At 67.4% G+C, this 26,874-nt stretch carries 29 protein-coding genes; 11 read left to right on the top strand and 18 right to left on the bottom strand.

Annotated features, from left to right (window positions below):
- The first annotated feature begins 4 nt into the window (after positions 1-4).
- On the top strand, positions 5-379 hold the full coding sequence (locus tag LCI23_RS08260; RefSeq protein ID WP_224945975.1) for a hypothetical protein: 375 nt from the start codon (positions 5-7) through the stop codon (positions 377-379).
- 36 nt (positions 380-415) lie between these two features.
- On the opposite strand, the gene pnuC is transcribed toward LCI23_RS08260, so the two are convergent.
- Both pnuC and LCI23_RS08250 read right to left on the bottom strand, forming a co-directional pair.
- The gene (gene pnuC / locus LCI23_RS08255; RefSeq protein WP_224945974.1) at positions 416-1,036 is read right to left on the bottom strand and encodes a nicotinamide riboside transporter PnuC; all 621 of its coding nucleotides are present in this window, start codon (positions 1,034-1,036) and stop codon (positions 416-418) included.
- Positions 1,037-1,122: 86 nt separating this feature from the next.
- A complete protein-coding gene (locus LCI23_RS08250) occupies positions 1,123-1,638 on the bottom strand; it encodes a pyridoxamine 5'-phosphate oxidase family protein (protein ID WP_224945973.1) in 516 nt (171 codons plus the stop codon).
- Between the two features lie 169 nt (positions 1,639-1,807).
- Between LCI23_RS08250 and nadB the strand changes: the two genes are divergently transcribed.
- From nadB to LCI23_RS08235, 3 genes are all read left to right on the top strand, one after another.
- On the top strand, positions 1,808-3,439 hold the full coding sequence (gene nadB, locus LCI23_RS08245; RefSeq protein WP_224945972.1) for an L-aspartate oxidase: 1,632 nt from the start codon (positions 1,808-1,810) through the stop codon (positions 3,437-3,439).
- Between the two features lie 120 nt (positions 3,440-3,559).
- Positions 3,560-4,462, top strand: coding sequence for an NAD-dependent protein deacetylase (locus tag LCI23_RS08240; RefSeq protein ID WP_224945971.1), 903 nt, complete (start codon positions 3,560-3,562; stop codon positions 4,460-4,462).
- A complete protein-coding gene (locus tag LCI23_RS08235) occupies positions 4,459-5,493 on the top strand; it encodes an alpha/beta fold hydrolase (protein ID WP_224945970.1) in 1,035 nt (344 codons plus the stop codon). Before LCI23_RS08240 ends, LCI23_RS08235 begins: the two co-directional genes overlap by 4 nt.
- A 25-nt stretch (positions 5,494-5,518) precedes the next feature.
- On the opposite strand, the gene LCI23_RS08230 is transcribed toward LCI23_RS08235, so the two are convergent.
- The 10 genes from LCI23_RS08230 to queE all read right to left on the bottom strand — a co-directional run bounded on the left by LCI23_RS08230 (position 5,519) and on the right by queE (position 14,003).
- Entirely contained in the window at positions 5,519-5,842 is a 324-nt protein-coding gene (locus tag LCI23_RS08230; protein ID WP_224945969.1) for a hypothetical protein, read from the bottom strand.
- On the bottom strand, positions 5,839-6,711 hold the full coding sequence (gene nadC / locus LCI23_RS08225) for a carboxylating nicotinate-nucleotide diphosphorylase (RefSeq protein WP_224945968.1): 873 nt from the start codon (positions 6,709-6,711) through the stop codon (positions 5,839-5,841). The genes LCI23_RS08230 and nadC overlap by 4 nt, the downstream gene beginning before the upstream one ends.
- Positions 6,708-7,856 carry a quinolinate synthase NadA gene (gene nadA, locus LCI23_RS08220; protein WP_224945967.1) on the bottom strand — a complete coding sequence of 383 codons (1,149 nt, stop codon included), beginning with the start codon at positions 7,854-7,856 and terminating at the stop codon, positions 6,708-6,710. Before nadA ends, nadC begins: the two co-directional genes overlap by 4 nt.
- 143 nt (positions 7,857-7,999) lie before the next feature.
- The gene (locus LCI23_RS08215) at positions 8,000-9,601 is read right to left on the bottom strand and encodes an ABC-F family ATPase (protein ID WP_224945966.1); all 1,602 of its coding nucleotides are present in this window, start codon (positions 9,599-9,601) and stop codon (positions 8,000-8,002) included.
- Positions 9,602-9,702: 101 nt separating this feature from the next.
- Positions 9,703-10,632: a muramoyltetrapeptide carboxypeptidase gene (gene ldcA / locus LCI23_RS08210; RefSeq protein WP_224945965.1), complete on the bottom strand. Its 930-nt coding sequence runs from the start codon at positions 10,630-10,632 to the stop codon at positions 9,703-9,705.
- A gap of 23 nt (positions 10,633-10,655) precedes the next feature.
- Positions 10,656-11,582, bottom strand: coding sequence for an alpha/beta fold hydrolase (locus tag LCI23_RS08205; RefSeq protein ID WP_224945964.1), 927 nt, complete (start codon positions 11,580-11,582; stop codon positions 10,656-10,658).
- A 212-nt stretch (positions 11,583-11,794) separates the two neighbouring features.
- On the bottom strand, positions 11,795-12,247 hold the full coding sequence (locus tag LCI23_RS08200) for a hypothetical protein (protein ID WP_224945963.1): 453 nt from the start codon (positions 12,245-12,247) through the stop codon (positions 11,795-11,797).
- Between the two features lie 119 nt (positions 12,248-12,366).
- On the bottom strand, positions 12,367-12,882 hold the full coding sequence (gene tadA / locus LCI23_RS08195) for a tRNA adenosine(34) deaminase TadA (RefSeq protein ID WP_374041156.1): 516 nt from the start codon (positions 12,880-12,882) through the stop codon (positions 12,367-12,369).
- 10 nt (positions 12,883-12,892) lie between these two features.
- On the bottom strand, positions 12,893-13,339 hold the full coding sequence (gene queD / locus LCI23_RS08190; protein WP_224945962.1) for a 6-carboxytetrahydropterin synthase QueD: 447 nt from the start codon (positions 13,337-13,339) through the stop codon (positions 12,893-12,895).
- A 28-nt stretch (positions 13,340-13,367) separates the two neighbouring features.
- Entirely contained in the window at positions 13,368-14,003 is a 636-nt protein-coding gene (queE, locus tag LCI23_RS08185) for a 7-carboxy-7-deazaguanine synthase (protein ID WP_224945961.1), read from the bottom strand.
- Between the two features lie 192 nt (positions 14,004-14,195).
- On the opposite strand from queE, the gene LCI23_RS08180 reads away from it, so the two are divergent.
- From LCI23_RS08180 to LCI23_RS08170, 3 genes are all read left to right on the top strand, one after another.
- Positions 14,196-15,140, top strand: coding sequence for a sensor histidine kinase (locus LCI23_RS08180; RefSeq protein ID WP_224945960.1), 945 nt, complete (start codon positions 14,196-14,198; stop codon positions 15,138-15,140).
- A gap of 194 nt (positions 15,141-15,334) precedes the next feature.
- Positions 15,335-16,300: a sensor domain-containing diguanylate cyclase gene (locus LCI23_RS08175; RefSeq protein ID WP_224946038.1), complete on the top strand. Its 966-nt coding sequence runs from the start codon at positions 15,335-15,337 to the stop codon at positions 16,298-16,300.
- A 72-nt stretch (positions 16,301-16,372) separates the two neighbouring features.
- On the top strand, positions 16,373-19,273 hold the full coding sequence (locus LCI23_RS08170) for a pitrilysin family protein (RefSeq protein WP_224945959.1): 2,901 nt from the start codon (positions 16,373-16,375) through the stop codon (positions 19,271-19,273).
- Between the two features lie 79 nt (positions 19,274-19,352).
- On the opposite strand, the gene LCI23_RS08165 is transcribed toward LCI23_RS08170, so the two are convergent.
- The 5 genes from LCI23_RS08165 to LCI23_RS08145 all read right to left on the bottom strand — a co-directional run bounded on the left by LCI23_RS08165 (position 19,353) and on the right by LCI23_RS08145 (position 24,326).
- Positions 19,353-21,233 (bottom strand): hypothetical protein, encoded by a 1,881-nt coding sequence (locus LCI23_RS08165; RefSeq protein ID WP_224945958.1) that lies wholly within the window; start codon positions 21,231-21,233, stop codon positions 19,353-19,355.
- Positions 21,234-21,434: 201 nt separating this feature from the next.
- The gene (locus tag LCI23_RS08160) at positions 21,435-22,664 is read right to left on the bottom strand and encodes a YsnF/AvaK domain-containing protein (RefSeq protein WP_224945957.1); all 1,230 of its coding nucleotides are present in this window, start codon (positions 22,662-22,664) and stop codon (positions 21,435-21,437) included.
- A 13-nt stretch (positions 22,665-22,677) separates the two neighbouring features.
- Positions 22,678-23,112: a DUF2382 domain-containing protein gene (locus LCI23_RS08155; protein ID WP_224945956.1), complete on the bottom strand. Its 435-nt coding sequence runs from the start codon at positions 23,110-23,112 to the stop codon at positions 22,678-22,680.
- A 124-nt stretch (positions 23,113-23,236) separates the two neighbouring features.
- Positions 23,237-23,494: a hypothetical protein gene (locus LCI23_RS08150; protein ID WP_224945955.1), complete on the bottom strand. Its 258-nt coding sequence runs from the start codon at positions 23,492-23,494 to the stop codon at positions 23,237-23,239.
- A 25-nt stretch (positions 23,495-23,519) separates the two neighbouring features.
- Positions 23,520-24,326, bottom strand: a complete 807-nt coding sequence (locus LCI23_RS08145; RefSeq protein ID WP_224945954.1) for a DNA/RNA non-specific endonuclease — start codon at positions 24,324-24,326, stop codon at positions 23,520-23,522.
- Positions 24,327-24,497: 171 nt separating this feature from the next.
- On the opposite strand from LCI23_RS08145, the gene LCI23_RS08140 reads away from it, so the two are divergent.
- The 4 genes from LCI23_RS08140 to LCI23_RS08125 all read left to right on the top strand — a co-directional run bounded on the left by LCI23_RS08140 (position 24,498) and on the right by LCI23_RS08125 (position 25,785).
- Entirely contained in the window at positions 24,498-24,914 is a 417-nt protein-coding gene (locus LCI23_RS08140; protein ID WP_224945953.1) for a hypothetical protein, read from the top strand.
- The gene (locus LCI23_RS08135) at positions 24,915-25,172 is read left to right on the top strand and encodes a DUF5985 family protein (protein ID WP_224945952.1); all 258 of its coding nucleotides are present in this window, start codon (positions 24,915-24,917) and stop codon (positions 25,170-25,172) included.
- Between the two features lie 4 nt (positions 25,173-25,176).
- Positions 25,177-25,446, top strand: a complete 270-nt coding sequence (locus tag LCI23_RS08130; protein ID WP_224945951.1) for a DUF5985 family protein — start codon at positions 25,177-25,179, stop codon at positions 25,444-25,446.
- Between the two features lie 66 nt (positions 25,447-25,512).
- Positions 25,513-25,785: a hypothetical protein gene (locus LCI23_RS08125; protein WP_224945950.1), complete on the top strand. Its 273-nt coding sequence runs from the start codon at positions 25,513-25,515 to the stop codon at positions 25,783-25,785.
- Between the two features lie 70 nt (positions 25,786-25,855).
- Here LCI23_RS08125 and LCI23_RS08120 read toward each other — a convergent pair whose 3' ends face one another.
- Positions 25,856-26,713 (bottom strand): phytanoyl-CoA dioxygenase family protein, encoded by an 858-nt coding sequence (locus LCI23_RS08120; RefSeq protein ID WP_224945949.1) that lies wholly within the window; start codon positions 26,711-26,713, stop codon positions 25,856-25,858.
- Between the last annotated feature and the right edge of the window lie 161 nt (positions 26,714-26,874).

The following is a 26,874-nucleotide window of genomic DNA, read 5'->3' as shown; positions in this document are numbered from 1 at the left end:
CAAGATGAACCATCCAGACAATGGGCAAGAACCGGGGCAGGACCCTTCCACTACCCTCGGCGTCGGCGGCGCCGCCAGCGGACAGCGCGGCGCCACGCCCACCCATGAAACCCAGGAAGAGACCGGTGGCAGTGGCGGCGATGGATTGAGCCGCAACCAGGCCGGCGCGACGCGCAATGCCCCGGACGGGCGGCCGGCCGTGCCGGACCGGCGGGAAGACGCAGCCGACAATGCGCCGGCGACGGCCGACAGCGCGATGACGCACGCCGCACGCGGTCCGCAGGACACCCATGCGCGGCAGGCCAGCCCGACCGGCACCGGCCTGGGGACGCCGGAGACCGGCGGCAACCAGGACGCGTCCGACCTGCCGCCCGCCTGAGCTTGCGCCTGGGCCGTCAGCGGCCTCCATCAGGATTCAGGGTTCCACCGGGGCCGGCGCCACGCTGCCCGCGCCGGTGGCGGCCGGCGCGCTCCCTGCGGCCTGCTGCCGCGCCAGCTTGCGCCACCAGAGCCAGGAGACGATCGCGTTTACCCAGAAGGCCGCGTACAGCAGCGCGGTCAGGTGCAGCCCGCGGCTGGCGTAGAGCGGCACGGCGATCGTGTTCACCAGCAACCACAGCGGCCAGCTCTCGATGCGCCGTCCCATCATCAGGAGCTGCGCGATCACGCTGAACACCAGCACCGCGGAATCGACGAAGGGCGCGTAGGCGTCGGTGCTGTAGAACAGCAGTGCGCCGTAGGCGGCGCTCGCGGCCACCCCGGCCGGCACCATCCAGGCCAGGGTGCGCGGCCTGGCATGGGTCACGGGCAGCGGCGCGCCCGCCTTCCCGCGCGCCCAACGCCACCAGCCCAGCACGCTGGTGCCCACAAAGAAGACTTGCAGCAGCACGTCCGCATACAGGCGGTGCTCGGCGAACAGCAGGCCGAACAGGGTGCAGCCGGCGATGCCGGTCCACCAGGTGTGGATGCTGTTGCGCCCGGCAAGGAAGATCGAGACGGCGACGCAGGCGTTGGCGGCGATTTCGAGCGGGGTCATGCGGCTCCCGGATGACTGTTGAGTAGGGAGCAATGTAAGCCAGCGGCCGGCTGGCGGCAAGCGCGGCCGGCGCTGGCTTGCCGCGATCACATGCGGATGTTGCCGTGTTCGGCGTCGACGTCCGGCGTCGAGCCGGTGACGGCCGCCTTCGCCATGGCGAACAGGCGCACCATCTTGCTGTCGTTCGAGTCCCAGTATTCGGCCGCGTGCGGCATCACCCGCACCAGCACCACGTGCTCGTCTTCCGGACCGGCGGGAAACCAGGCCTGGACCATTGGATTCCACAGCTCCCGGATGCGGGCACGGTCGACCACGCGCTCGGCCGCGCCGCTGACCGACACGTAGGTGCTGTTGTCGTTGTCGGCGAAGCTGACGTTCACTTCTGGCTGGTGGGCGATGTTGTCCCACAGCTCGGTGGTCGTGCGGGTGTAGAACCACAGCCCGCCGTCGTTATCGACCTCCTGGCGGGTCATCGGCTGGCTGACCAGGTGGCCGTGCGCGTCGCGCGTGGTGAACATGGCGAAGCGCATCGCGCCGATCTTGTCCTGCAGGGCCGCCGCGTGCGCCTGGTCGTTCATGGATGGGGTGGTGGGTGCTGTCATGGCATACCTCGCTGGTTGGTTGAAACGCGATGCTAGCCCGGCGGGGTCGGCCCATCCGTGCGGCCGCGTACACTGTCCCGGCCTTGTCGCGGACCATGCCCGCCCCCCGCCGGCCTGACGCCGGGGTGGCAAATCGTCTATAGTCATACCTTTGCACAAAGACTTTGCCATGAAATTTGACGTCGCTATTGTCGGCAGCGGGCTGGCCGGCCTGTCGGTGGCCCTGCACCTGGCGCAGACGCGCAAGGTTGCGATCATTTCCAAGCGCGAGCTGCTCGACGGCGCAAGCAACTGGGCCCAGGGCGGCATCGCCGCCGTCCTCGATTCCGGCGACAGCCACGACCAGCACATCACGGATACCCTGGTGGCCGGCGCCGGCCTGTGCGAGGAAGCGGCGACCCGCTACATCGTCGAGAACGGCCGCGCCGCCATCGAATGGCTGATCGAACAGGGCGTGCCGTTTACCCGCGACGCCTCGGCCGAACTCGGTTTCCACCTGACCCGCGAGGGCGGCCACAGCCAGCGCCGCATCATCCACGCTGCCGACGCCACCGGCCACGCGGTGCAGGTCACGCTGGAACAGAAAGTGCGCGCGCATCCGAACATCGCGCTGTTCGAGCACCACTGCGCGATCGACCTGATCACCTCCGACAAGCTGGCCGGCAAGGGCGCGCTGCATGGCGGCATTCCGCACCTGGTCGGCCAGCCGCGCTGCTACGGACTGTACGTGCAGGACGAGCGCAATGGCCAGGTGCTGACCTTCGAGGCCGAGCACACCGTGCTGGCCACCGGCGGCGCCGGCAAGGTCTACCTGTACACCACCAACCCCGACACCGCCACCGGCGACGGTATCGCGATGGCCTGGCGCGCCGGGTGCCGGGTGTCGAACATGGAGTTCATCCAGTTCCACCCGACCTGCCTGTACCACCCCTACGCCAAATCCTTCCTGATCACCGAGGCGATCCGCGGCGAAGGCGGCCTGCTGAAGCTGCCGCCCGAGGCGGGACCGGCGGCCGGCACCCGCTTCATGCCGGCCCACGACGAACGCGGCGAGCTGGCGCCGCGCGACGTGGTGGCGCGCGCGATCGACTTCGAGATGAAGAAGCGCGGCCTGGACTACGTCCACCTCGACATCAGCCACCAGGACCCGGACTTCCTCAAGGAGCACTTCCCCACCATCCATGCGCGCTGCATGGAGCTGGGAATCGACATCACGAAACAGCCGATTCCCGTGGTGCCGGCCGTGCACTTCACCTGCGGCGGCATCGTCACCGACCTGGCCGGGCGCACCGACATCCCCGGCCTGTACGCCGTCGGCGAGACCGCCTGCACCGGCCTGCACGGCGCCAACCGCCTGGCCAGCAATTCGCTGCTGGAGTGCGTGGTGATCGGACGCGCCTGCGCGCACCAGATCGCGGCCGCGCCGCCGGTCGCGAACCCTGCCCTGCCGCCCTGGGACGAGTCGCGCGTGACCAATGCGGACGAGGAAGTCGTCATCGCCCACAACTGGGACGAATTGCGCCGCTTCATGTGGAACTATGTCGGCATCGTGCGCACCACCAAGCGCCTGGAACGCGCCCAGCACCGCATCAAGCTGCTCAAGGAAGAGATCGACGAGTACTACCGCAACTTCCGCATCACGCACGACCTGCTGGAACTGCGCAACCTGGTCGAGGTCGCGTCCCTGATCGTCAACAGCGCGCTGTCGCGCCATGAAAGCCGCGGCCTGCACTACTCGCGCGACTTCCCCGATACGTTGCCGAAAGCGCTGCCGAGCGTCCTGACGCCGCCGCGCCGCTGAGCGGGCGGCCGGCGCCGGTGCGGGCGCGGCCCGCAATCCGGCCACGAGTTCGGCCCGGAATCGTGTTCGGGCGCGCTGCGCGAGGATGGTAGGATCGCTGCCAGGGGAGGAGCACGCACAATGGCAGAAGGCTACACCGTCCACCACCATGCCGGGCGGCTGGCGGATTTCCTGGCACGGTATCCGCGCACGCTGGTGCTGACCGGCGCCGGCCTGTCCACCGCGTCCGGCATCCCCGACTACCGCGACCGCGACGGCACCCGGCGCGGCCGCCTGCCGGTGCAGGGTCCGGAATTCCGGCGTTCGGAAGCGATCCAGCGGCGCTACTGGGCGCGCAGCATGGTCGGCTGGCCGGTCATGGCCGGGGCAGTACCGAACGTGGGCCACCGCGCGCTGGCGGAACTCGAACATGGCGGCCGCTTCGGCTTTCTCCTGACCCAGAACGTGGACGGCCTGCACCAGGAGGCCGGCAGCCAGGCCGTGCTCGAACTGCACGGCAATATCCACCGCGTGGTCTGCCTGCACTGCAAGGCGCAGTTCGCGCGCGCCTTCGTCCAGGACCTGCTGAACGAAGCGAATCCCGCGCTGGCAAGTGCGATCGCCGCGCCGCTGCCGGACGGCGACGCCGCGATCGAGCCGGACGCGCTCGAGCACTTCCACCTGCCGTACTGCGTGGAATGCGGAGGCACGCTGTCGCCGGACGTGGTGTTCTTCGGCGACGGCATCCCGCCGCCGCGCAGCGCCCATGCCCTCGCGCAGATGGAGGCGGCCGATGCCCTGCTGGTGGTCGGCTCCTCGCTGATGGTGTATTCGGGCTTTCGCTTCTGCCGCATGGCCGTCGCCGCCGGCAAGCCGATTGCCGCGCTCAACCTCGGGCGCACACGCGCCGACGAGTTGCTGTCCCTCAAGATCGAAGCATCGGCCGAGCGGATCCTGCCGCATGTGGCCGAACTGCTCGCCGCCGGGCCGGCGCGGCAGGCCGACCCCTCAACAGCCCGGCTCGACCATCGGGAGATCCTGTGATTGCTTCACGTTCATCCAGCAAGCCGCGCGGCGGCCTGCACAGCGGCGCCCTGCTCGCCGGCCTCGGCCTGGCGGCATCCTTCTTCTACGTGCGCGCAAAAGCCGCGCAGGCGGAACGGGACAACCCGCCCGCAGGGCGCTTCGTCGAGGTCGATGGCCTGCGCCTGCACTACCTGGAACGCGGCAGCGGTCCGGTCCTGGTGATGCTGCACGGCAATGGGGTGTATGCAAAGGATTTCGAGACCTGCGGCCTGTTGCAGGAGGCCGCCGCGCATTACCGCGTGATCGCCTTCGACCGGCCCGGTTTCGGCTACAGCGAGCGCCCGCGCAGCACCGTGTGGACGCCGGAGAAGCAGGCGGCGCTGCTGCTGCGCGCGCTCGCGCAGCTCGGCGTGGAAAGCGCGATCGTACTGGGCCATTCCTGGGGAACGATGGTCGCGCTGGCGATGGGCCTGCAGCAGCCGGACTTCGTGCGCGGCCTGGTGCTGCTGTCGGGCTACTACTATCCGAGCATGCGGCTCGATGTGGCGACCTCGACCCAACCGGCCGTTCCGCTGCTTGGGGACTTGCTGCGCTACACCATAGCGCCGCTGGTGTCGCGCCTGCTGTGGCCGGGGATGGCGAAACGCATGTTCGCGCCGCTGCCGGTGCCGGGGCGCTTCCGTGCCTTTCCTGTCTGGATGGCATTGCGGCCGGGTCAGCTGCGTGCCAGTGCGGCAGAGACGGCGCTCATGATCCCGTCCGCACTGGCGATGTCGCGGCACTATGGCGAACTGAAGGTGCCGGCCGTGATCCTGGCCGGCACCCGCGACCGCGTGGTCGATACCGGTCACCAGTCGGAACGCCTGCACGAGCGCCTGCCTGACAGCGCGCTGGAACTGGCGCCGGGCGTTGGCCACATGAGCCATTACGCGCATCCGGACCGGGTAATGGCGGCGATCGACGCGATCGCCGCCCGGGTGGGCGAGCCGCTGCACCTGCGCTCGCCGGAGGCGGAAGCGTTGGCCCGGGCGAGCGAGAGCGGGGTCTGAACCGGCCGCCGCAGGAAGCCGGCGATCAGCCCTTCAGGACGTAGCGGATGGCGATGCCGGCCGCCAGCGCCAGGAAAATCACCAGCGACAGGGCGCCGTGCAGCATCGGCGTGCCGATCGAGACCTGGGCGGTGCGCGGGTCCATCTCCATCCGCACGGCCTTGCCGAACATCACGGGACGCAGGAAGCCCCGCACGCCGACCAGCACCATGCCGATGCCGAAGCACAGGTCGGCGCTGCTGCCGGTTTGCAGGCCATTGGCCAGGGTTGGCAAGCCCAGCAGCAGGCCCAGGGCCAGCCACAGGATCCGGGCGCCGGTCGCGATACGCAGTCTGCTCCAGTCCATCATGCTGCGCCCACGATCCGAAGCGAATAGTCGGTGGCGCGCACGTCCTTGGTCAGGCCGCCCACCGAGACCCGGTCGACCCCGGTCTCGGCGATGGCGCGCGCGGTTTCCAGCTTGATGCCGCCCGAGGCTTCCAGCAGGGCGCGGCCGGCGTTGATGCGCACCGCCTCGCGCATCATCCCGAGGTCGAAGTTGTCGAGCAGGATGGACTGGGCGCCGGCGCCCAGCGCCTGCTCCAGCTCGTCCAGGTTCTCGACCTCGATCTGCACCGGGGCGCCCGAGGCCAGGGCCGTCGCCGCGTCCAGCGCGGCGCGGATGCCGCCCGCAGCCGCGATATGGTTTTCCTTGATCAGGATGCCGTCGTAGAGCGCCATGCGCTGGTTCTGGCCGCCGCCGACGCGCACCGCGTATTTCTGTGCCTGGCGCAGGCCCGGCAGGGTCTTGCGGGTATCGAGGATGGCTGCCCCGGTGCCGGCAATCAGGTCGACGTAGCGGCGGGTGGCGCTGGCCACGCCCGACAGCAGTTGCATGAAGTTGAGGGCCGCGCGCTCGGCGGTGAGCAGGGAGCGCGGGCTGGCTTCGATGTGGCAGACCACGGAATCGGTCGCCATCAGGTCGCCTTCCGCATACTGCCAGTCGATCGCGATGTCCGGATCCACCGCCAGCATCACGCCCTCGAACCAGGGCGCGCCGCACAGCACGGCCTGTTCGCGCACGATCACGCGCGCCCGCACCCGGGTGTCGGCCGGCACCAGCTTGCCGGTCAGGTCGCCGGTGCCGACGTCTTCCAGCAGCGCCGCCAGGATATTGGCCTCGAAGGCCGACTGCAGTTTCTCGTCGAATTGGTCGTGCGGATTGCGCAGCGTCGTCATGCGGGACCTACTCCATTGAACAGTTGGGTGTTGTGCTCCAGGGCGCCGCTGGGCAGGGCACTGGCCTTCTTGGCGGCCGCGAAATCGAGCATGCGGTCGATCGCGCGCTTGGCCTGGCGCCCGACTTCCGGGTCGACCAGCACTTCGTTGGCGCCGGTCTCGAGCGCGTCCGCCAGGTTCTTCAGGCCATTCATGGCCATCCATGGGCAGTGCGCGCAGCTCTTGCAGGTGGCGCTGTTGCCGGCGGTCGGGGCCTCGATGAAGTGCTTGCCCGGCGCCGCCGCGCGCATCTTGTGCAGGATGCCGTTGTCGGTGGCGACGATGAAGGTCGTCGCCGGCAGCTTCACGGCGGCGTCGATCAGCTGGGTGGTGGAGCCGACCACGTCGGCCTGGGCCACCACGGAAGCCGGCGACTCCGGATGGACCAGCACCTTCGCCTCCGGGTACTCGCTCTTCAACAGGTCGAGTTCGACGCCCTTGAATTCGTCGTGCACCAGGCAGGAACCCTGCCACAGCAGCATGTCGGCGCCGGTCTGCTTCTGGATGTAGGCGCCCAGGTGGCGGTCGGGCGCCCACAGGATTTTCTTGCCCTGCGCATGCAGGTGCCGGACGATGTCCAGGCCGATCGACGAGGTCACCATCCAGTCGGCGCGCGCCTTGACCGCGGCGGAGGTGTTGGCGTACACCACCACGGTGCGGTCCGGGTGCTGGTCGCAGAAGGCCGCGAACTCATCGGCCGGGCAGCCCAGGTCCAACGAGCAGGTCGCGTCCAGGTCCGGCATCAGGATGGTCTTTTCCGGGCTCAGGATCTTGGCCGATTCGCCCATGAAGCGCACCCCGGCCACGACCAGGGTCCGGGCCGGGTGGTCGCGTCCGAAGCGCGCCATCTCGAGCGAATCGGAGACACAGCCGCCGGTTTCCTCGGCCAGGTCCTGCAGCTCGGCGTCCACATAGTAGTGGGCGACCAGCACCGCGTCGCGTTCCTTCAGCAGGCGTCTGATGCGGTCCTTCAGTTCGGCCTTTTCACTCGCGGTCGGCGTCGCGGGGACGCGCGCCCACGCTTCGGCGGTTGCCGGGTTGATGGTGCAGGCCTCGCCGACCTGGGGGCGGTCGTATTCGTAAGTCTTGATGGGTGCGGTAATCATAAGGCTTGTCTCCCTTGAGCCCTGGACCGTAGGGTGGGCGGGTCTCCCGCCCACGCGTCCAACGCACGGATGCCATCCGCTGCGCGGGCCAACATGACGTATTTTGAACGCGTGGGCGGCGAAGCCGCCCACCCTACGACAGCTTAGGCAATACCCTGGCTGGTCAGGTACTCTTCATAGTTGCCGCGGAAATCGACGATCTCGTCCGCGCGGATCTCGAGGATGCGGGTGGCCAGCGAGGACACGAATTCGCGGTCGTGCGAGACGAAGATCATGGTGCCGGCGTACTTGTCGAGGGCGATGTTGAGCGACTCGATCGACTCCATGTCCATGTGGTTGGTCGGTTCGTCGAGCAGCAGCACGTTGTGACGGCCCAGCATCAGCTTGCCGTACATCATGCGGCCCTTCTCGCCGCCGGACAGCACCTTGACCGATTTCTTGACTTCGTCGCCGCCGAACAGCAGGCGGCCCAGGATCGAACGCACGGCCTGGTCATCGTCGCCTTCCTGCGTCCACTGGCCCATCCAGTCGGTGAGGTTCTCGCCGCCGGCGAATTCCTCGGTCGGATCCTGCGGCATGTAGCCGACATTGGCGTTCTCGGCCCACTTGACGCGGCCCTGGTCGGCCGCCAGGCCCGTGATCTCCTGGCCGCCGATGCAGCGCAGCAGCGTCGTCTTGCCGGCGCCGTTGGCGCCGATGATGGCGATGCGCTCGCCCGCCTCGACCATGATCGAGAAGTTCTTGAACAGCGTGCGATCGTAGGATTTGCTCAGGCCTTCGGTCTCCACCGCCAGGCGGTGCAGCTTCTTCTCGCCCTCGAAGCGCACGAACGGATAGGCGCGCGAGGACGGCTTGAATTCCTCGATCTTGATCTTGTCGATCATCTTGGCGCGCGAGGTCGCCTGGCGCGCCTTGGACTTGTTGGCCGAGAAGCGGCGCACGAAGTCCTGCAGCTCGGCGACCTTTTCCTTGGCCTTGGCATTGTTCGCCAGTTGCTGGTTGCGTGCCTGGGTCGAGGCCAGCATGTAGTCGTCGTAGTTGCCCGGGTACACCTTCAGCGTGCCATAGTCCATGTCGGCCACGTGGGTGCAGACCTGGTTCAGGAAGTGACGATCGTGCGAGATGATGATCATCGTCGAGTTGCGCTGGTTGAGGATGTCTTCCAGCCAGCGGATCGTGTTGATGTCCAGGTTGTTGGTCGGTTCGTCGAGCAGCAGGATGTCCGGATTCGAGAACAGGGCCTGAGCCAGCAGCACGCGCAGCTTCCAGCCGGGCGCCACGGCGCTCATCGGGCCCTGGTGCAGCTCGCTGGCGATGTCCAGGCCGAGCAGCAGTTCGCCGGCGCGCGCTTCGGCCGAGTAGCCGTCGTATTCGGCGACCTTGCCTTCCAGGTCTGCGGCGCGCATGTAGTCTTCGTCGGTCGCTTCCGGGTTCGCGTAGATCGCATCGCGCTCGGAGATGGCGTTCCACAGCTCGGTGTGGCCCATCATGACGACGTCCAGCACGCGCACATCTTCATAGGCGAACTGGTCCTGGCGGAGCTTGCCGAGGCGCTCGCCCGGATCGAGGCTGACGTTGCCGGCCGAAGGTTCGAGGTCGCCGCCCAGGATCTTCATGAAGGTCGACTTGCCGCAGCCGTTGGCGCCGATCAAGCCGTAGCGGTTGCCTTCGCCGAACTTGACGGAAATGTTCTCGAATAGCGGCTTGGCGCCGAATTGCATCGTGATATTGGCAGTGGATAGCACTAGTAAACCTTTAGAAGCGGAGTTAGCAACGGTGTTGCCGGATAACCCGTGATTCTACCATTTCTCCCATGGCAAAGGCCACCGGCGCCCCTGTCATGCCTTCACGGCTGGGCGGAGGCACTGCGCAGGGTCGGGTAGTCCGACAGCGCCAGGCGGAAGCCCTCGGCATCCGAGACCAGCCGGCCCTGGGCGCCGAAGGGAATGGTGACGCGGCGCGCGATGTGGCCGAAGCTCAGGCCGGTCAGGACCGGAATCGGCAGCGTCGCACGCAGGTGGGCCAGCATGCTGGCGAAATCGTAGCCATTGTCGTTCGGTGCCAGCTGGTAGCCCGAAAAATCGCCCAGCACCAGGGCGCGCTGGCGCTCCAGCACGCCCGCATGGTGCAGTTGCAGCAGCAGGCGCTCGACCCGATAGGGGTGTTCGGCCACGTCTTCCACCCACAGGATGCCGTCTTCGATGCGCGGGAAATACGGCGTACCGAGCAGCGAGACAACCATCGCCAGGTTGCCGCCCCAGACCCTGCCCTCTTCCTGGATGCGCGGGTTGCCGGCGACCGACTCGCTGATCAAGTGGCCCGGTCCGGACAGGCAGCGCCAGAAGTCGTCCAGCGTGAACTGCACCGGTTCGGGCAGGCCGAAATCGACGGCCAGCATCGGGCCGGCATAGCTGAGCGCGCCGGTGCGCGCCATCAGGGCCATGTGGATCGCGGTAATGTCGGAAAAACCGACCACCAGCTTGCCGCTCGCGGCCAGGGCCTCGTAGTCGATCTGTGGCAGCAGGCGCGAGCAGCCGTAGCCCCCACGCACCGCCATGATGAGCTGGATGTCGGGATCGGCGATCGCCGCCTGCAACTGCGCCAGGCGGCCCTCGTCGCTGCCGCCGAAGCGCTGGTGGGCGGCGCCGTGTTCGTAATAATTGTGGACCAGGCAGCCGTGCTGTTCGAGGCGGGCCACGCCGCGCTCGACCGCGCGTGGGTCGAGCGCCTGGCCGGCCGGGGCCACGATGGCGATGCCGATTTGTTGGGTGATCACTGTGTAGGAGGTGTGAGTGACGACTATTGCTTGACGAATAAGCGTGGTGTCGAATCCGGCAACATCTTACCCCTGGCGTGGGCGTCGATCAAGGCGAGGAGCCGTTCGACCAGCTGCGGCGGCAGGTCGTGGCCCATGCCCTCGATGATCTCGAGGCGGGCGCCGGGAATGCGGCTTGCCGTATCCTCGCCGCAGGCGGGCGGCACCAGGGGGTCGGCGGCGCCATGGATCACCAGTGCCGGCACGCCGATGGCGGCCAGCTGGGCGCAGCGGTCGCCGGAAGCGGCGATGGCCAGCATCTGGCGCGCTATGCCGCCCGGGCAATAACTACGCCGCACCGAGCGTGCGACCCGCTTGCGCAGCAGCCGTTCGGGCGTCGGATAGGCCGGGCTGCCGATGGCGCGCATGACGTCCACACCGTGGTCGATGATGCTCTCGATGTCGGCCGGATTGGCCGGCCGGCGCAGCAGCAGCTTGCCCACCTTGCGCTCCGGGCCGGGCAGGCCACGCCGGCCGCTGCTCGACATGATCGAGGTCAGGCTCAGGATGCGCCGGGGATGGCGGGCCGCGAGGATCTGGGCGATCATGCCACCCATCGAGACCCCGACCACATGGGCGCGCGCCACGCCGAGCGCGGACAGCACGCCGAGCGCGTCCTCGGCCATGTCCTCGAGCCGGTAAGCGGGACGCAGCGGCCAGCCGAGCCGCGACTTGAGCCAGGCCAGGGTCAGGTTGGGAACACCGGCTCCCTCGAACTTGGTGGATAGCCCGCAATCGCGGTTGTCGAAGCGGATCACATAGAAGCCGAGTTCGACGAGGCCTTCGACGACTTCATCGGGCCAGGCACTCAGCTGCATCCCGAGCCCATGCACCAGCAGCAGCGGCGGAGCTTTGGGGTCGCCCGCAGTGTCGAAGGCGATGCGAATTCCGTTGGCGTTCAGCGTAGGCATGGCGGCAATCTCGGCGCCGGCTTGGGCGCGGCGGCAGCTGATCGGAGTTTGGGTCGGCGCCAGCCTGTGCCAAGGCTTGGTCGACTTGTAAGCAGCATATCACCTTCGCAAGATCGGCGGCGCTCGTCCTGCCGTACGACCAATCTTACGAGATTGCTGGCACACCATTGCGCACGGGCTGGCAATGGCGCGGCGGGCGCCCGACCGGCGTCTCAGTGAACCTGGTTGGGATGGCGGTTCGCCACGACCGTCCTGTCCTGCAGCAGCAGGCGCACGGGCTCGACGAGTTCGAGCTTGATGAAGTTGGCTTGCGTGGGCTCCATCCAGGCCTGCACCGCATGGGGATTGCCGCCGATGACCGGGCCGACCCCTTCTTCCCTCCCATGGCGGGAGAAATCCTGATCGATGCGGCCGACCCACATCGGAATATGGCCGAGTACCCTGAACCTGGCGACATACCGACACAGATTGTCCCACTTGACGATATTCGCATCCCACTCCGCCTCCGACACGCAGCGCGGCACTTCGAACGAATAGCAGGCGCCAAGCAGTTTCTTCTTGTCGCCAAACACACGAAACAGCATGTCGCCTGGTTCGGCGGGCCAGTATGTGGGGACTTCCGCGAAACCGGTATCCAGCAACCATTGTTTGGTGAAAGCAGGCATGGCATGTCTCCCCAGGGTGGCACCTACGCGAATGTCAACATCCAGCAGGATATTGCACGATTATGCGCTGGGTTTGGCATGCAAGCAAACATGGGACGCGCCGCGGGCGGGTCCGGCGCTCACCCCGCCTGGGGCAGCTTGCGGGCAGCTGCGCGGCGCTCGGCGAAAAAGGCCTTGAGCATCGCGCCGGCCTCGTCGGCCAGCAGGCCGCCACGGACTTCGGCATGGTGGTTCAGCCGTGCTTCCTGGAACAGGTCGAGTACCGAGCCGCAGGCGCCGGTCTTGGGGTCCCGCGCCGCGTACACCACGCGCGCCAGGCGCGCGTGCATCATCGCGCCCGAGCACATCACGCAGGGTTCCAGGGTGACATACAGTTCGCAACCCGGCAGCCGGTAGTTGCCGAGCTTGTCGGCGGCCGCGCGCAGCGCGACGATTTCCGCGTGGGCGCTGGGATCGTGGCGCCCGATCGGCTGGTTGTAGCCGCTGGCGATGACTTCGCCGTCCTTGACCACGACGGCGCCCACCGGCACCTCGCCCTCGGCCCAGGCCAGCCGGGCCTGCTCGAGGGCCAGGCGCATGTAGCGTGCGCCCTCCGGCTCCGGCTCCGGCTCCATCCCGGCCTCGGGCGGCGGCATGGGCACTATCTCAGGCATCGCTGACTTCGGCCCAGCAGTTCGGGGTTTCGTGCAGCACCAGCTTGTGCAGGCGCAGGCCGGTGCCGTAGCGGTCGGTGAACACGGTCTTCAGGATGCCAAAGGCGACCCGGGCCAGGTTCTCGACCGTGGGGATGCAATCGATGACCACCGTCTTGTGGCCGGGCAGCGAGGCCAGGAACTCGCGCACCTGGTCATCCTTTTCGTACACCAGGAAGGCGTGGTCCCAGACGTCGACCAGGTGCTGCTTGGCGAGGGTCTTGACGTCGGAAAAATCCATGATCATGCCGTTGTCGGAATTGCCTTCGACATCAATGACGGCGCCGGTCAGGGTGATCTCAAGGGTATACCGGTGTCCGTGCAGGTTGCGGCACTGGCTCTTGTGGTCGGGAATGCGATGGCCGGCATCGAATTCCAGCTTGCGGGTAATGGTCAGCATGTCAGCTCGGAGACAGGAAATCTGGGATTCAGGGAATTTGCAGGAGTTTGTGGGTCTGGAGGCTGAGCTTCCACTTCGGGTTGCGGCGGCAGGTCTCGATCGCCATGCGGGTATTGTGGGCGGCCAGCGGGCCATCCATCGGCTGCACGTAGAAGTGCTCGAAGTCGAGTCCTTCGTAGGCGGCCAGGTCCTGGCCGGCCTGCGGGACCACGACCTTGATCTCGTTGCCGCGGCCGACGACCAGCGTCGAGCCCATCTTCGGGCTGACACAGATCCAGTCCACGCCGTCCGGCACTGGCAGTGTGCCATTGGTCTCGATCGCGATCGTAAAGCCGCGCGCGTGCATGGCCGCGATCAGCGCAGCGTCCAGTTGCAGCAGCGGTTCTCCGCCAGTAAACACGACATATTTGCTGGCAGCATGGGTGTCCGGCCACAGGCCATCGATCTCGGCCGCCAGCGCGTCCGGGTCGCGGAACTTGCCGCCCCGCTCGCCGTCGGTGCCGACGAAATCAGTGTCGCAGAAGCTGCACGCCGCGCTGGCGCGGTCCGCTTCGCGGCCGGTCCACAGGTTGCAGCCGGAAAAACGGCAGAACACGGCGGGCCGCCCCGCGTGGGCGCCTTCGCCCTGCAGGGTGTAGAAGATCTCTTTGATGCTGTAAGTCACGGTATGCCTCTCGTCAACCTTCCATTATACCTTGCCCCCGGGCGCCCGCGCCATCCCCGCAACACGAGGGGGCCGGCAGCGCTCCCGCGGGTCCACCGCTTGAAAAGTTGAGAAGAAGCAAGATTAACTTGCCGAAGCAGCGCTAAGGTCGTACGGAATCTTCCGAATGCCTGTAAGAAGGATGCCAGTACCATGTTCACTCTATTCCTAATTGGCGCGCCAGCGTGGGTGGCTGCCCATCCGGGCGACGCGGTGTCTTTGCCAGCTGCCAGCCTGGCCGGGAACAGCTTGCGCGCCGCCCTGCCTGAGTTGCCGCTGGCCACCTTGCTGGTCCTGGCTGTCGCCGCCCTTGGCCTGTTGCTGCACCGCCGCGCCCAGGCCGCGCACGATCGCTACCTTGCCCTGGACGGCCAGCTGCAGGCCGAGCGCGGCGCCCGTGCCGAGGCCGAGGCCGCCCTGGCAGGCAGCCACGAGGTGCTATGCCGCCTGGTCCGCCAGCAGGAGTCCGTACGCGAAGCCGAACGGGCCCGCATCGCGCGCGACCTGCATGACGAGCTGGGCCATCGCCTGCTCGCGCTGCGGGTCGAACTGGCGCTCCAGCAGGCGGCGGTGCGTGGCACCTCCGCCGTCCTCTTCGACAAGCTGAGCCAGGCGATCGGCACCCTCGACGCCGCGCTGCGCTCGGTCCGAACGGCCGTTCGCGACTTGCGTCCGATCGCCCCTGGCCAGAGTCTGCGCCAGGCCGCCGAGCGCCACGTGGCGGAGTTTGCCCGCCTGCACGGACTGGACTATCGTTTCGATGCCGGCCTGGCATCCGAGGGCGGCTGCGACCCGGAGAGCGAGGTGGTCCTGTTCCGCGTCCTGCAGGAAGCGCTGTCGAATGTGGGACGGCATGCGCAGGCGAGCATGGTCAGGGTCTCGCTGGTGGAGGCAGCTGGCGAGACCGTGCTGCGCGTCGAGGACGATGGAATCGGGCCCGGCGGGTCCGAGTCCGCGACCGGCCGCGGCCGCGGCGTCGACGGCATGCGGGAACGTACCGCGGCCCTGGGCGGCAGGCTGAGCCTGGAAGCGGGCCGGCGCGGCGGCACGGTGCTATGCGCAACGCTTCCCGCGCGCAGGCTGGCTCCATCGGATTGAACAAGCGTGACCGGCGTACGGCGGACCGGTCGGCTCGGGCAGGCTGATCGCTGCGCATTGCTGAAAATCAAGAAGTTCGCGCCTGTGCGGTAGCAGAATCGTTTCCTGTTGGCAGCAATCCAGCTGCCTGACCGGAACCGCAGAGGACGACCATGATCAGCACACCGCACCAGGAAGCCGCCAACCGATCCAGCATGCCGCCCGCCGCCGTGAGGGACGCGGCCTTCGTCGGGCAACTGGTGGCCACCCTGTCGGTTCCGGTATTCGTGCTCGATTCCGAGGGCCGGGTGATGATCTGGAACCGCGCCTGCGAGGGCCTGACCGGGGTTCCAGCCCGGGACGTGCTGGGTACGGCCGAGCATTGGCGCAGTTTTTTCCAGCACCGGCACCCGACCCTGGCCGACCTGGTGCTGCAGCGCCGGCGCGAAGCGCAGCGCAGCATCCTGCCGCACGGGGTGGCGGGCGGCACGGCCGAGGGAGCAGCCGGCCTGAGCGTGGAAAGCTGGTTCGACATGCCGTGCGCCGGGCGCCGCCGCTACCTGGCGGCCGACGCCAGCCCGATCTCCGGCGCCGATGGCGAACTGATGGCCGTGGTCCAGACTCTGCGCGACCTGACCGAGGAAAAAATGGCCCAGGTGGCACTGGAGAAGCTGGCCACCCGTGACGGCCTGACCGGGCTGGCCAACCGGCGCTGCTTCGACGACACCCTGCAGTCCGAATGGTCCCGGGCCCTGCGCCAGCAACAGCCGCTCTCGCTGCTGATGGTGGACGTGGACAATTTCAAGGCCTACAACGATGCCAACGGTCACCTCGGCGGCGACGACTGCCTGAAGCGGGTGGCGCGCGCGGTGGCCGCCGAGATGCGGGCCACCGACCTCGTGGCCCGCTATGGGGGCGAGGAATTCGCCGTGATCCTGCCGAACCAGTCGCTCAAGGGCGCCGCCATCGTTGCCGAGCGGATCCGCTGCCGGGTTGAACAATTGTGCCTGCCCTCGAGTACCCCCGGCGGCCATGTGACGGTATCGATCGGCGCCGCCACCGCGATCGCGGGGCCGGACAGCGCCGCCAGCGAGCTGGTGGCAACCGCGGACGCCGCGCTGTACCGCGCCAAGCACCTTGGCCGCAACCGCATCAGCCTTCCCTTGAGCGAAGCGGCCTGAAGGCGGCCCCTGTTCTTTCCTTGTCGGATCATCTATCCTTGACGGATAGTAATATTCCCAAAAGGAGAGAACGTGTTGACAACCACCCTGTCGCGGCCGCCTTTCGCGACGTCCATGCCGGCCGCTGTGCTGGCAGCCCTGCTCGCCTTCGCCCCCCACGCCATGGCCGCCCCGGCGACGAAGGCGGCCGCCGCCGCGCCGGCCGGCGCCGACGTCCTGCCCTTCAAGGCAAGCGAAAAGACCCTGCCGAACGGCCTCAAGGTGATCGTGGTGCCGACCGGCTTCCCGAACCTGGTCTCGGTGCACATCCCGGTGCAGACCGGCTCGCGCAACGAGGTGGAACCGGGCAAGTCAGGCTTTGCCCACTTCTTCGAACACATGATGTTCCGCGGCACCCCGGCCTATCCGCCGGAGAAGTACCAGGCCATCATCACCAAGGCCGGTGCGCGCCAGAACGCCTACACCAGCGACGACCTGACCAACTACTACACCACCTTCGCCAAGGAAGACCTGGAAACCGTGCTGAAGGTCGAGGCCGACCGCTTCCAGCACCTGTCCTATCCGGTGGAGGCCTTCAAGACCGAGTCGCGCGCCGTGCTGGGCGAATACAACAAGAACAGCGCGAATCCGATGCAAAAGCTGTTCGAGGTCCAGCGCGAGGCCGCCTTCAGCACCCACACCTACCGCCACACCACGATGGGCTTCCTGAAGGACATCGAGGACATGCCGAACCAGTATGCATACTCGAAGGTCTTCTTCGACCGCTGGTACCGGCCCGAGCGCACCACCGTGATCATCGCCGGCGACGTCGAGCCGGCCAAGGCGGTGGCGATGGTCGAGAAGTACTGGGGTGCCTGGAAGCGCGGCAGCTTCAAGTCGAACGGGCCGGCCGAGCCGGCGCCGAAGGGCGCGCAGTACCGGCATGTGGCCTGGCAGACGCCGACCCTGCCGCTGGTGACGGTGGCCTTCCGCGCCCCCGCTTTCTCGGACCGCCAGAAGGACCAGGCCGCGCTGTCGATGCTGCTCTCGCTCAGCTTCGGCCGCACTTCCTCCCTGTACAAGCGCCTCGTGCAGGACGAACAGAAGGTCGACCAGCTGTTCGACTTCGTACCGAACCGGGTCGACCCGACCCTGGCCACCATCGGCGCGCGCGTGAAGAAGCCGCAGGACGCCTTGTACGTGCGCGACGCCATCCTGGAGACGGTGGCCAGGCTGCGCGACGAGCCGGTGACCGCCGGTGCGCTGGCCGACGCCAAGTCGGCCAACAAGTATGGCCTGATCCGTTCGCTGGACAATACCGAGGCGATCGCCTCCACCCTCGCCTCCTATGTGCACTTCGAGCGCTCCTACGGCACCCTGAACCGCTACTACCGGGTGGTCGACAGCCTGACCCCGGCCGACCTGCAGGCCGCGGCCCGCAAGTACCTGGTGGACAATGCGATGGTGGTCACCACCCTGTCGCACGAGGCCCTGCCGGCCGCCATCGGCACCCTGCCGAAGCTGGCCGATGCCGCGCAAGGGGCGAAGGCCGCCGGTTCCCCTGCGCACTTCGACGTGCTGGTGCAGAAATCGGCCTTGCCGCAGATCCGTTTCAAGCTGCTGTTCGCGGCCGGTTCCGCCCACGACCCGAAGGGCAAGGAAGGCCTGGCCGCGCTGACCGCGGCGATGGTGGCCGCGAGCGGTTCGCGCGAGCGCAAGATCGACGAGGTGACCAAGGCCCTGTTCCCGCTGGCGGCCAGCTTCAGCGAGCAGACCGACAAGGAGATGACCACCTTTACCGGCTCGACCCACAAGGACAACTGGAACCAGTACCTGGGCATTGCGCTGCCGCTGCTGGTCGATCCGGGCTTCCGCGAGGAAGACTTCCGGCGCCTGAAGGACGCACAGAAGAACGCCCTGGTGCTCGACCTGAAGGACAATAACGAGGAAGAGTTTGGCAAGGAGAGGCTGCAGGCGAATGTCTTCGCCGGTACGCCCTACGGCCACCCGGTGCTGGGCACGGCCAAGGGCATCGACGCGATCACGCTGGACGACGTGAAGAGCTTCTACCGCCAGGCCTACCAGCAGGGCGCGCTGCGGGTCGGCATCTCGGGCGACGTCAGCGATGCGATGGTGGCTTCGCTCAAGGGCGCGCTGGCCCGCCTGCCGGCCGGTGCCGGCCTGCCGGCCACGCCGCCGCTCCGCGGCCGCATGCCCAACGGCCTGGAAGTGGAAATCATCGAGAAGAATACCCGCGCCACCGCGATCTCGTTCGGCCTGCCGATCGAGGTGACCCGTTCGCACCCCGACTTCGCCGCCCTGTGGCTGGCCAAGACCTGGCTGGGCGAGCACCGCGCCTCGAGCGCCCGTCTGTACCAGCGCATCCGCGAGGAACGCGGCCTGAACTACGGCGACTACGCCTACATCGAAGCCTTCCCGCGCGGCATGTTCCAGTTCTTCCCGAACCCGAACCTGGGCCGCAAGGCGCAGCTGTTCGAAGTCTGGATCCGCCCGGTGGCGCCGCAGAACGGCCACTTCGCCCTGCGCGCCGCGCTGTTCGAGCTGGACAAGCTGGTCTCCGGCGGCCTGTCGCAGCAGGACTTCGAGACCACCCGCGACTACCTGATGAAAAACGTGTTCGTGATGACCGCCACCCAGGACCAGCAACTCGGCTATGCGCTCGATGCCCAGTGGTACCGTACGCCGGAGTTCACGCGCATGATGCGCGAGGCGCTGGCCAGGCTGAGCGTGGCCGACGTCAATGCCGCGATCCGGAAGCACCTGTCGAGCAAGAACCTGTCGGCGGTGATCATCACCAAGGATGCGGCCGGCCTGAAGGACAAGCTGGTCAGCGACGCCTTCTCGCCGATCACCTACGATGCGCAGAAACCGCAGTCGCTGCTCGACGAGGACAAGCAGATCGGCGCCCTGAAGCTGGGCATCCGTCCGGAAGCGGTGAAAATCAACCCGGCGGCCGAGGCCTTCGCGCAGTAATCCGCAAGGCGGACATGCAATCGGCGCCCTTGGGCGCCGATTTTTTCTTACCTCAGCCGGGTGGCCGGTCGCGGCCCGCTTACGACGTGACCCGGTCCCAGCCGTGGCGCACGGCGGACTTCATCTTTTCCCAGGTCGACTGGCCGCCGCCATAGCGGGTATCCCAGTCGCTGCGCAGATCGTTCTCGACTTCGTCCCAGCGGCGGCCGCGATAGCGCTCGTTGCGCGCCATCTCGGTACCGTAGGCGTAAGCCGGCTTATAGTCGTCGTAGCTGCCGGCATCCTGCGCGGTGCTGTAGGTGGCGTTCCAGTGGCTGCGGTAGGCGTTGTCGTCGTCCTCGGTCATCCTGTCCCAGCCATGGCGCACGGCCGCCTTCATGCGGTCCCAGGCCCCGCCGATGGCGGCGCCGGCGCCGGACGCAGTGGTGGTGGCGCTGCTGCCGGTGCCGGCGCTGATCCGCGAATCCCAGCCACGTCGCATGTCGCCCTCGATGTCGTCCCATGGCCGGTTGCGATAGAGCTCGCTCTTGCGCATGTCGGCGCCATAGGTGTACGCCGGCTTGACGCTGTCGTAGTCCATGCCGGAGCTGCTCAGGTGGGTGTCATAGTGGCTGCGGTAGTAGCTGTCCTCGTCGTCGTCCAGGGTCATGCGGTCCCAGCCGCGACGCACGGCGGACTTCATCTTTTCCCAGGTGCTGCCGATGGCCGCGCCAGCGGCGCTGGCGGTGCCGGAACTGCCATGGCGCGCATCCCAGTCGGTGCGCAGCTCGCTCTCGGCTTCGTCCCAGCGGCGGCCGCGGTACTTGTCGCTGCGCGCCATTTCCGAACCGTAGGCGTAAGCGGGCTTGATGCGCTCGTAGTCCTCGTCCTGGTAGTTGGCCAGGAAGTGGTTGCGGTAGTAGTCGTCATCGTCGCCAAAGAGATTGCTGCCGATGTCGAGGCTGCGGCCACTGGACCCGGTATCGGCGCCGCGCGAATAGATGCGCGACCTGCCGCGCTGGCTTTCGGTCAAGCTGCTGGCGCCGCCCGTGCCGCCGCCCATGGCAGTATCGCGCTGCATCGACCCGCTGGCACCCTGCAGCGCGGAGCCTTCCAGCGAGGAGCCCTGCAGCGAGCTGCCCTGGGTGCCGTCCAGGGACGAGGCCTGCACCGCGTTCTCCCGCAGCGTCGATCCCTGCAGCGAGGTGCCGCCGGTGGCGCCCAGGCCGCTGCTGCCCTGGGGTTCCTGGTAGGTCGTGCCCATCGGCTCGGCCTGGTTCAGCGACTGCTGCTGGAATAGCTTGCGGTCGCCAGGGTTGTCGAGCTGGCTGCTGGCGCCCGCTGCCGCGGCGGCGCCCATGCCGGTGGCCGCGCCCGCGGTGGCGCTGCCGCTACTGCCGCTCATGCCCGTGCTGGTGCCCATGCTTCCGGCGCTGCCTGCGCCGAGGCTGGATCCGGTGCCCGACTGGGCCGCCATCGACGCGCTTTGCTGCATGCCGCCGGCGCCGCTCATGCGCATCGATTCAGACATGCCCGGACCCATCGTGCCCATCGTGCCCGACGCCATCGCGCCGCTGCCGGAGGCCTGCTCGTCGATGTCGGTTGGCCCATAGCGCTCGACGATGTCGGCGGCCCGTTCGACTTCGGGCAGCGAGTCGGCGCGCACGGTCAGCACGTGGTGGCCGCGCGTCACGGCGCCTTCGTACCTGCTGGCCTGCGGGCTGTTGTCGGCGCCGAACAGGTCGGTGAAGAAGTGCTTGATGCTGGCGCCGATGCCGAGGCCGGTGCCATCGGCCAGCGTGTCGTCGTCGTGGCGTTCGCCGAGGGTATCGCTGCGGCCGGTGGTGCTGTCGGTCATGCCGGTAGGATCCGCGTTGGAAAGCCGGACCTCGTCGCGCGAGAAGCCCGAGGACATCAGCTCGTTCATCGCGTTCTGTGCGTCGGTCCGGTTGTCGAACACGGCTACAAGGGTATGTTGCATGGTCGTTCCTCCGTAATGGTGAATTCAAAGGCCTCGCCGTCAGCCAATAAGTTGAGATTACATCAATCACGGATGCGCGCGCGCGCGCATGCCGGGCCGGAGTGGAAAGCTTTTTTCCTGAGGTTATCTTCGCTTGAAGAGGCGCGCCGGACGCAAAGAAAAAACGGCGCCGCAGCGCCGTTCGGGAAGTCGCACACAGGTTCAGTATCGACGGTTGGTGCTGTCGTCGTCGGTCATGCGATCCCAGCCATGACGCACGGCTGCCTTCATCTTTTCCCAGGTCGATGCGCCACCGCGGCTGCGCGTATCCCAGTCGGTGCGCAGGTCGTTTTCCACCTCGTCCCACTGGCGGCCGGCATACCGGCTGCGCATCTGCGACCCGTAGGTATAGGCCGGTGCATAGTCGTCGTAGGCGGCGCCACTGGAGGCGAAATTGGTCTGGAAGTGGTCGCGGTAATCGCGGTCGTTGTCCATGCCGCCAAGCCGCTCGACCTCGACCTCGGTGTGGCGCACCGTGTCGTGGATCTGCTCCTGGCGCTGGTTAACATGCTTGCCGACGGTAACTTCCTCGACGACGCGGGCAGACTTCTGCACGAAAGCCTCCTCGGCGGTTTCGCGCATTTCGATGCTCTGCTCCTTGAAGGCGTCGGCATCGGCCGCGCTGATCGGCTGGTCGACAGCGCGGCGCTGCACGTCGACGTGCTCCTCGCGCAGGGTCACGCTCTCGTCCACCGGGGTCTCGACGACACGCGAGAAGATGCGCACGCCGCCTCGCTGCACTTCACGCTTGCCGACCTTCAGCTGTTCTTCGACAACGGGTATCGATCGCGTCGCGTCCGACCGGGTCGCGTCCGACCGGGTCGCGTCCGACCGGGTCGCATGGGCGCGGCCGGCTTCCATCGCGGTGTCGCGCTGCAGCGAGGCGCCCGCCATGCTGCCCTGCTGCTGGGTGGTGCCCGATTGCGCCGACGCCGAGTAGGACTGCATGCGGCTCTGGCTGCCCTGCAGCATGGCGCCGCTGGACGCCATCGCGACGACCTGGTCGGAGTGCTCGTCGATGTCGACCGGGCCGAAGCGCTCGACGATGTCGGCGGCACGTTCGACTTCCGGCAGCGAATCGGCGCTCAAGGTGATCACGCACTTGCCGCCGCTGACAGCCCCTTCGTAGCGGCTCATCCGGCGGGTTTCCTCCTCGTCGCTGCCGAACAGGTCGCTGAAGAAGTGCCTGATGCTGCTCCCGATACCGGTGTCGGCGTCGCTGGTCGTGGCGGACGTGGTGGTGGTGGTGGAAGTCGCACTGCCGCTGATGCCGGCGCTACTGTCGCCGGACATGCGCACGTCCTGGCGCGGAAAGCCCGCCGCGAGCAGCTCGTCCATCGCATTGCGCGCGTCGGTGTTGTTGTCGAAAACGGCTACCAGAGTATGTTGCATGATCGTTCCTCCATCATTGGTGGGTATCGGATGCGGAAGGCGCGGCCTCGTCGAAGCGTTCCACCTCGACGCGTTCCGCCTTGAGCGGAACCGTGTCGTGGTAGTGCTCCTCGTGCCGGACGCGGGTGATATGCAGTTCCTCCTTGATGCGCAGGCGGCGTTCCACCACCAGCACTTCTTCGAGGACCGGCACCACCAGCGTATCGCCGTCGTAGCGGCTTGCAGGTGCCTCTTCCAGCGCGACGATCCGGTCCACCGGGACATGCCGGACGTCCACCTCTTCGCGCATGAGGCGCTCATCGATGGTGACCGTTTGCTGCGAGACCGTTTTGTGGATGCGTACACCGCGGCCGGTTTCGACGACGCGGGTGCCGACGGCCAGCTGTTCCTCGATCACGGGAATCTGCAGGCCATCCTGCGGCGCGTTCTCGGAAGGTTTGCTAGGCATCGGATGCTCCTCGCTGCGCTGGTTTCAGGGCAAACGAGGTTACTCCAATCGCGACGGGGTATGCGCACCCTTGACACCCGGAATGGTGCGCGCGGCGGCGGCATTCGCCGCGCAGGGGGAAGGATCAGGAAAAGGGATTGTCGACGGTCTCGACATCGGGTGGCGGCAGCCGGTCGGGAAGCTCGCGCGCCTCGAGCGCCTCGACCACGGCGGCCAGCTGGGCGTGGAGCCGGCGCGCGAGCGCGAGCCCGGCCTTGTCGGCGGTCAGGTCGACATCCCCGGAAACCGTGATGCGGTCGAGCCGGTTCTCGAGCATCAGGTCGCCGATCTCCAGCACGTCGGCTTCGTTGGCAAAGGGGGTGAATGGTTTCTTCGCTGGCATCTGCTTGCTCCTGTCTGTGCTGCGGTCAATAACGCGACTTCTTCTGCCGGATCTTCGGCAGCGCCAGCATGCGTTCCTTCTGCTTCTGGGTCAGCGAAGGAAGCAGTTCGATGCCGAGGATGCGCTCCAGCTCGGCGACCGGGATCACCTGGATGGGCGCATCGCTGCGGTTCTCGACAAACCAGGCCGCACCCGCCTTCTGGCGCGGACTGTACACCACCTTGTACAGGTGGCTTGGCACGATCACGTTGCCGACCCGGCGCAGGCTGCTGCCGAGAAAGGCCGGTCCCGTGATCACGTACAGCTGGCCCTCCTTCTTGGCCATCTTGCGCACGGCTGCTTCGATCGGCGCCCAGATGTGGCGGTTGTGGTCGCGGTCCTGGGGCACCATGTTGGCCAGCGAAAAACTTTCGCGCTGCGCCGTGCGGTCCGGCATGTCGCCGTTCGGCGCCAGGTGGCCGCGGTCGAAGCCGCTGCGTGCGTAGTCGGACAGCTCGGCGCGCTGGCCGCGCGGCAGGCGCGGCTCGGGGTGGAAGGCATTGTCGCGGTCGAGCCCCTGGGCGGCCGCCACCTGGTTGGCGGCCAGGTGTTCGGCCGACCATAGCGCGGTGCGGGTCACGCCCGAATGCATGACACCGAACTCGCTGAAGCACAGCGGGCGGGTGGCCGTGGCCAGTTTCGGGTTGCGGATCTCGGGCGGCCGGCCATCCAGGTAGTGCGCGGGGCAGTTTGCGGCACCCGCCGCGCTCGCGGGACTGGCGGCAAGTACGGCACTGGCCTGCAAGCTGCAGGCTGCCAGCAGACTGGCGAAGACGGCGCGGAATTTGATCATTTTGGGTTGAGCACGAACATCGTTAGCGCGCATTGTAGCCGAGCGCACTTGCGATTCGTCAAAGAGTACGCGCTATACCCGCGCACGATTGAAGCTATTTCTACCCAGAATGAGCTAAACTTGCGACTTTCTCAACAAAAGATTCCTTTTGGGAAAGCTTACCCGAAGCGAATGAACCGTCCGCCGATTCCCGAGGACTTGCGCCGTTTCGTCCTCACGAGCGTGCCCTCCGTGCCCTTCCTGGAAGCGCTGCTATTGCTGCGCGCGAACCCAGGCCAGGCGTGGAGCAGCGACATGCTGGCGCGCCGCCTCTATACCAGCGAACGCACTGCCTGCGGCCTGCTGGAGGAACTGTGCCGCTCCGGCATGGCCGCCCGCCTGGGAGACCCTGAGCCCGGGGCGGAGATGGGGGCGCCAGCGAGCCGCTACCGCTATGCCCCGGCCTCGGCAGCCCTGCGCGAACGCATCGATGGCCTGGCCGACCTGTATGCGCGCCACCTGGTGGACGTTACCAACCTCATCCATTCCACACTCGACCGGAAGGCGCAGCAGTTCGCCGACGCCTTCCGCCTGCGAAAGGATCCGTAAATGGGCGAACTCATCTATACCCTGTGCATGCTGACCTCGCTGGCCTGTACCTGGCTGCTGTTTGCCAGCTACCGGCGCACGCGCCACCGCCTCCTGTTCTGGAGCGGCCTGTGCTTTGCGGTGATGACCTTCAATAACCTGTTCCTGATCTTTGACAAGATCGTGTTCCCGAACGTGGACTTCCTGCCGCTGCGCGTGATCAGTGCCCTGGTGGCCTGCCTGCTGCTGCTGTACGGCCTGATCTACGAGAAAGAGTGAAGCGATGATCCAGATGATGTACGGCGCGATTTCGATGGCTTCGCTCACCATCGCCCTGTTCTTCCTGCGCTTCTGGCGCAACACGGGAGACCGCTTCTTCCTGTATTTCTCGGCCTCCTTCTTCATCGAAGGCCTGCACCGCGTGTATTCGGCGGTCCTGAATGAGGCTGGCGAGGATTCGCCCACCCATTACCTGATCCGGGTGCTGGCCTACGGCCTGATCGTGTGGGCGATCGTGGAAAAGAACCTGCCGCGCTCCGGTCGGCGCGGCTAGCGTGCGCCCGGGCGCCGGATGGGGCGCGATAATGCTGGCATGAGAAACCGTCAACAGGAGGACAGCATGACCCCATCCAGCCCAGCAGGCAAGACCCCGGCCGCCGCGCCGTCGAACCCGGTCGCCGGCGGCGGCGAGGAACAGCGTTCCGAGAACCTGCTTCCCGGCGAGGGAGGCGCCGAGGACGGACGCTTCGATGTCGCCGAGGAAGTGAGCCTCGACCAGCACTCGGACGAAGCGCGGCGGGTCGGCCAGGTGCCCGAGGACGGGATCGGCGGCGCGCTGCCCGACGCGCTCAGGACGCCGGTGCCATCGCAGGGCGCGCCGGACAAGGAATAGTCGACTCGATCGTCCCCGGGGCGCGCCCGGGCCGCGGGCGGCGGCCCGCTTGCCGGCCCTGCCGGCATCGCTACCCGCCCATCGCTCCCCCCATCGCGACGCCCGTCTTCAGGCCCTCGATCGTGTGCGCCTGGCGAATCGGCTCGAGCTGTTTCACCACGCGGCATGCCAGGTGCCGGCGCAGCGCATGGGGCAGGCTATCGTAGAAGGCACGCGACAGCTGCAGGTCGTGCTTGATCGCATTGGTCGCATCCGGCGCGTCCGCTCCCAGTACCAGCACCGGCCGCGACAGCGCTGAGCGGTTGGCGGTACCGCGATGGATGGTCAGGGCCGAGCGCGCCGAGATATCGCCGACCTTCGGCAGCTTGCGCTGGGCCAGGGCCTCGTAGCGCGGCCACAGCGACTGGTCCGGGAACATCGGGTCGCCCTCGAACAGGTCCCATTGGGTGCCCGGCGCAATCTCGAACGGCCCCATGTCCTCGGTGACATCCACGGTCGTGATGTTGAACGCGAGCGAACTGAGGCGCCTGCCGCGCACCGTTTCGGGCGGCGCGGCGAAGTCGCGGTGCCAGGGCTGGTGCATCGCGCCCGGTCCCGGCACGTCGAAGCCAACCTCGACAATCCGGTACTCCGGCCCCAGCACGGCGCTGCAGACGGCCCGCACCCAGGGGTGGCTGGCGATCGCCACGAAGGACCGCAGCCGCTCCGGGTGCACCTCGACGTAATAGCGGTTCGGCCCGCGGTTGAGCGCGCCGCCCTCGACCGCGAGCGCTTGCGCGAACAGCTGGTCGATGTCGGCGCGCAGCTCCGCGATCAAGGCCGGCGCGAAGGCGGCGCGGCAGGCGATGATGCCATCGCCGTACAGGCCGCGCATGATTTCCGCCACCTCAAACTGGCTCTCCTGGCCCACTGCATGTTCCTGCTCCATCTCTGCTCCTTTGTCCGTGTCCTGCCAGGACCCGCAGCGGGCCCGCGATGCGGCACATACTAGCGGCAATCGGCTGGCGGCGGCGCAAGCGCTGGCGCCACCAGCGAAGGGCGTTGACAGGAAGGCATCCTGATCGTAGATTGACGCGACCATGAGAACAG

This window comes from Massilia sp. MS-15, assembly GCF_020176695.1.
Lineage (GTDB): Bacteria > Pseudomonadota > Gammaproteobacteria > Burkholderiales > Burkholderiaceae_D > Telluria > Telluria hydrophila.
The sequence above is the reverse complement of the archived record's forward strand: the minus strand, read 5'-3'. Positions and strand labels throughout refer to the sequence as shown.

Coding starts and splice junctions, on each gene's coding strand:
- LCI23_RS08260 (WP_224945975.1), top strand. CDS start 5: ATGAACCATCCAGACAATGGGCAAGAACCGGGGCAGGACCCTTCCACT.
- pnuC (WP_224945974.1), bottom strand. CDS start 1,036: ATGACCCCGCTCGAAATCGCCGCCAACGCCTGCGTCGCCGTCTCGATC.
- LCI23_RS08250 (WP_224945973.1), bottom strand. CDS start 1,638: ATGACAGCACCCACCACCCCATCCATGAACGACCAGGCGCACGCGGCG.
- nadB (WP_224945972.1), top strand. CDS start 1,808: ATGAAATTTGACGTCGCTATTGTCGGCAGCGGGCTGGCCGGCCTGTCG.
- LCI23_RS08240 (WP_224945971.1), top strand. CDS start 3,560: ATGGCAGAAGGCTACACCGTCCACCACCATGCCGGGCGGCTGGCGGAT.
- LCI23_RS08230 (WP_224945969.1), bottom strand. CDS start 5,842: ATGATGGACTGGAGCAGACTGCGTATCGCGACCGGCGCCCGGATCCTG.
- nadC (WP_224945968.1), bottom strand. CDS start 6,711: ATGACGACGCTGCGCAATCCGCACGACCAATTCGACGAGAAACTGCAG.
- nadA (WP_224945967.1), bottom strand. CDS start 7,856: ATGATTACCGCACCCATCAAGACTTACGAATACGACCGCCCCCAGGTC.
- LCI23_RS08205 (WP_224945964.1), bottom strand. CDS start 11,582: ATGCCTACGCTGAACGCCAACGGAATTCGCATCGCCTTCGACACTGCG.
- LCI23_RS08200 (WP_224945963.1), bottom strand. CDS start 12,247: ATGCCTGCTTTCACCAAACAATGGTTGCTGGATACCGGTTTCGCGGAA.
- tadA (WP_374041156.1), bottom strand. CDS start 12,882: ATGCCGCCGCCCGAGGCCGGGATGGAGCCGGAGCCGGAGCCGGAGGGC.
- queD (WP_224945962.1), bottom strand. CDS start 13,339: ATGCTGACCATTACCCGCAAGCTGGAATTCGATGCCGGCCATCGCATT.
- LCI23_RS08180 (WP_224945960.1), top strand. CDS start 14,196: ATGTTCACTCTATTCCTAATTGGCGCGCCAGCGTGGGTGGCTGCCCAT.
- LCI23_RS08175 (WP_224946038.1), top strand. CDS start 15,335: ATGCCGCCCGCCGCCGTGAGGGACGCGGCCTTCGTCGGGCAACTGGTG.
- LCI23_RS08165 (WP_224945958.1), bottom strand. CDS start 21,233: ATGCAACATACCCTTGTAGCCGTGTTCGACAACCGGACCGACGCACAG.
- LCI23_RS08160 (WP_224945957.1), bottom strand. CDS start 22,664: ATGCAACATACTCTGGTAGCCGTTTTCGACAACAACACCGACGCGCGC.
- LCI23_RS08155 (WP_224945956.1), bottom strand. CDS start 23,112: ATGCCTAGCAAACCTTCCGAGAACGCGCCGCAGGATGGCCTGCAGATT.
- LCI23_RS08150 (WP_224945955.1), bottom strand. CDS start 23,494: ATGCCAGCGAAGAAACCATTCACCCCCTTTGCCAACGAAGCCGACGTG.
- LCI23_RS08145 (WP_224945954.1), bottom strand. CDS start 24,326: ATGATCAAATTCCGCGCCGTCTTCGCCAGTCTGCTGGCAGCCTGCAGC.
- LCI23_RS08140 (WP_224945953.1), top strand. CDS start 24,498: ATGAACCGTCCGCCGATTCCCGAGGACTTGCGCCGTTTCGTCCTCACG.
- LCI23_RS08135 (WP_224945952.1), top strand. CDS start 24,915: ATGGGCGAACTCATCTATACCCTGTGCATGCTGACCTCGCTGGCCTGT.
- LCI23_RS08130 (WP_224945951.1), top strand. CDS start 25,177: ATGATCCAGATGATGTACGGCGCGATTTCGATGGCTTCGCTCACCATC.
- LCI23_RS08125 (WP_224945950.1), top strand. CDS start 25,513: ATGACCCCATCCAGCCCAGCAGGCAAGACCCCGGCCGCCGCGCCGTCG.
- LCI23_RS08120 (WP_224945949.1), bottom strand. CDS start 26,713: ATGGAGCAGGAACATGCAGTGGGCCAGGAGAGCCAGTTTGAGGTGGCG.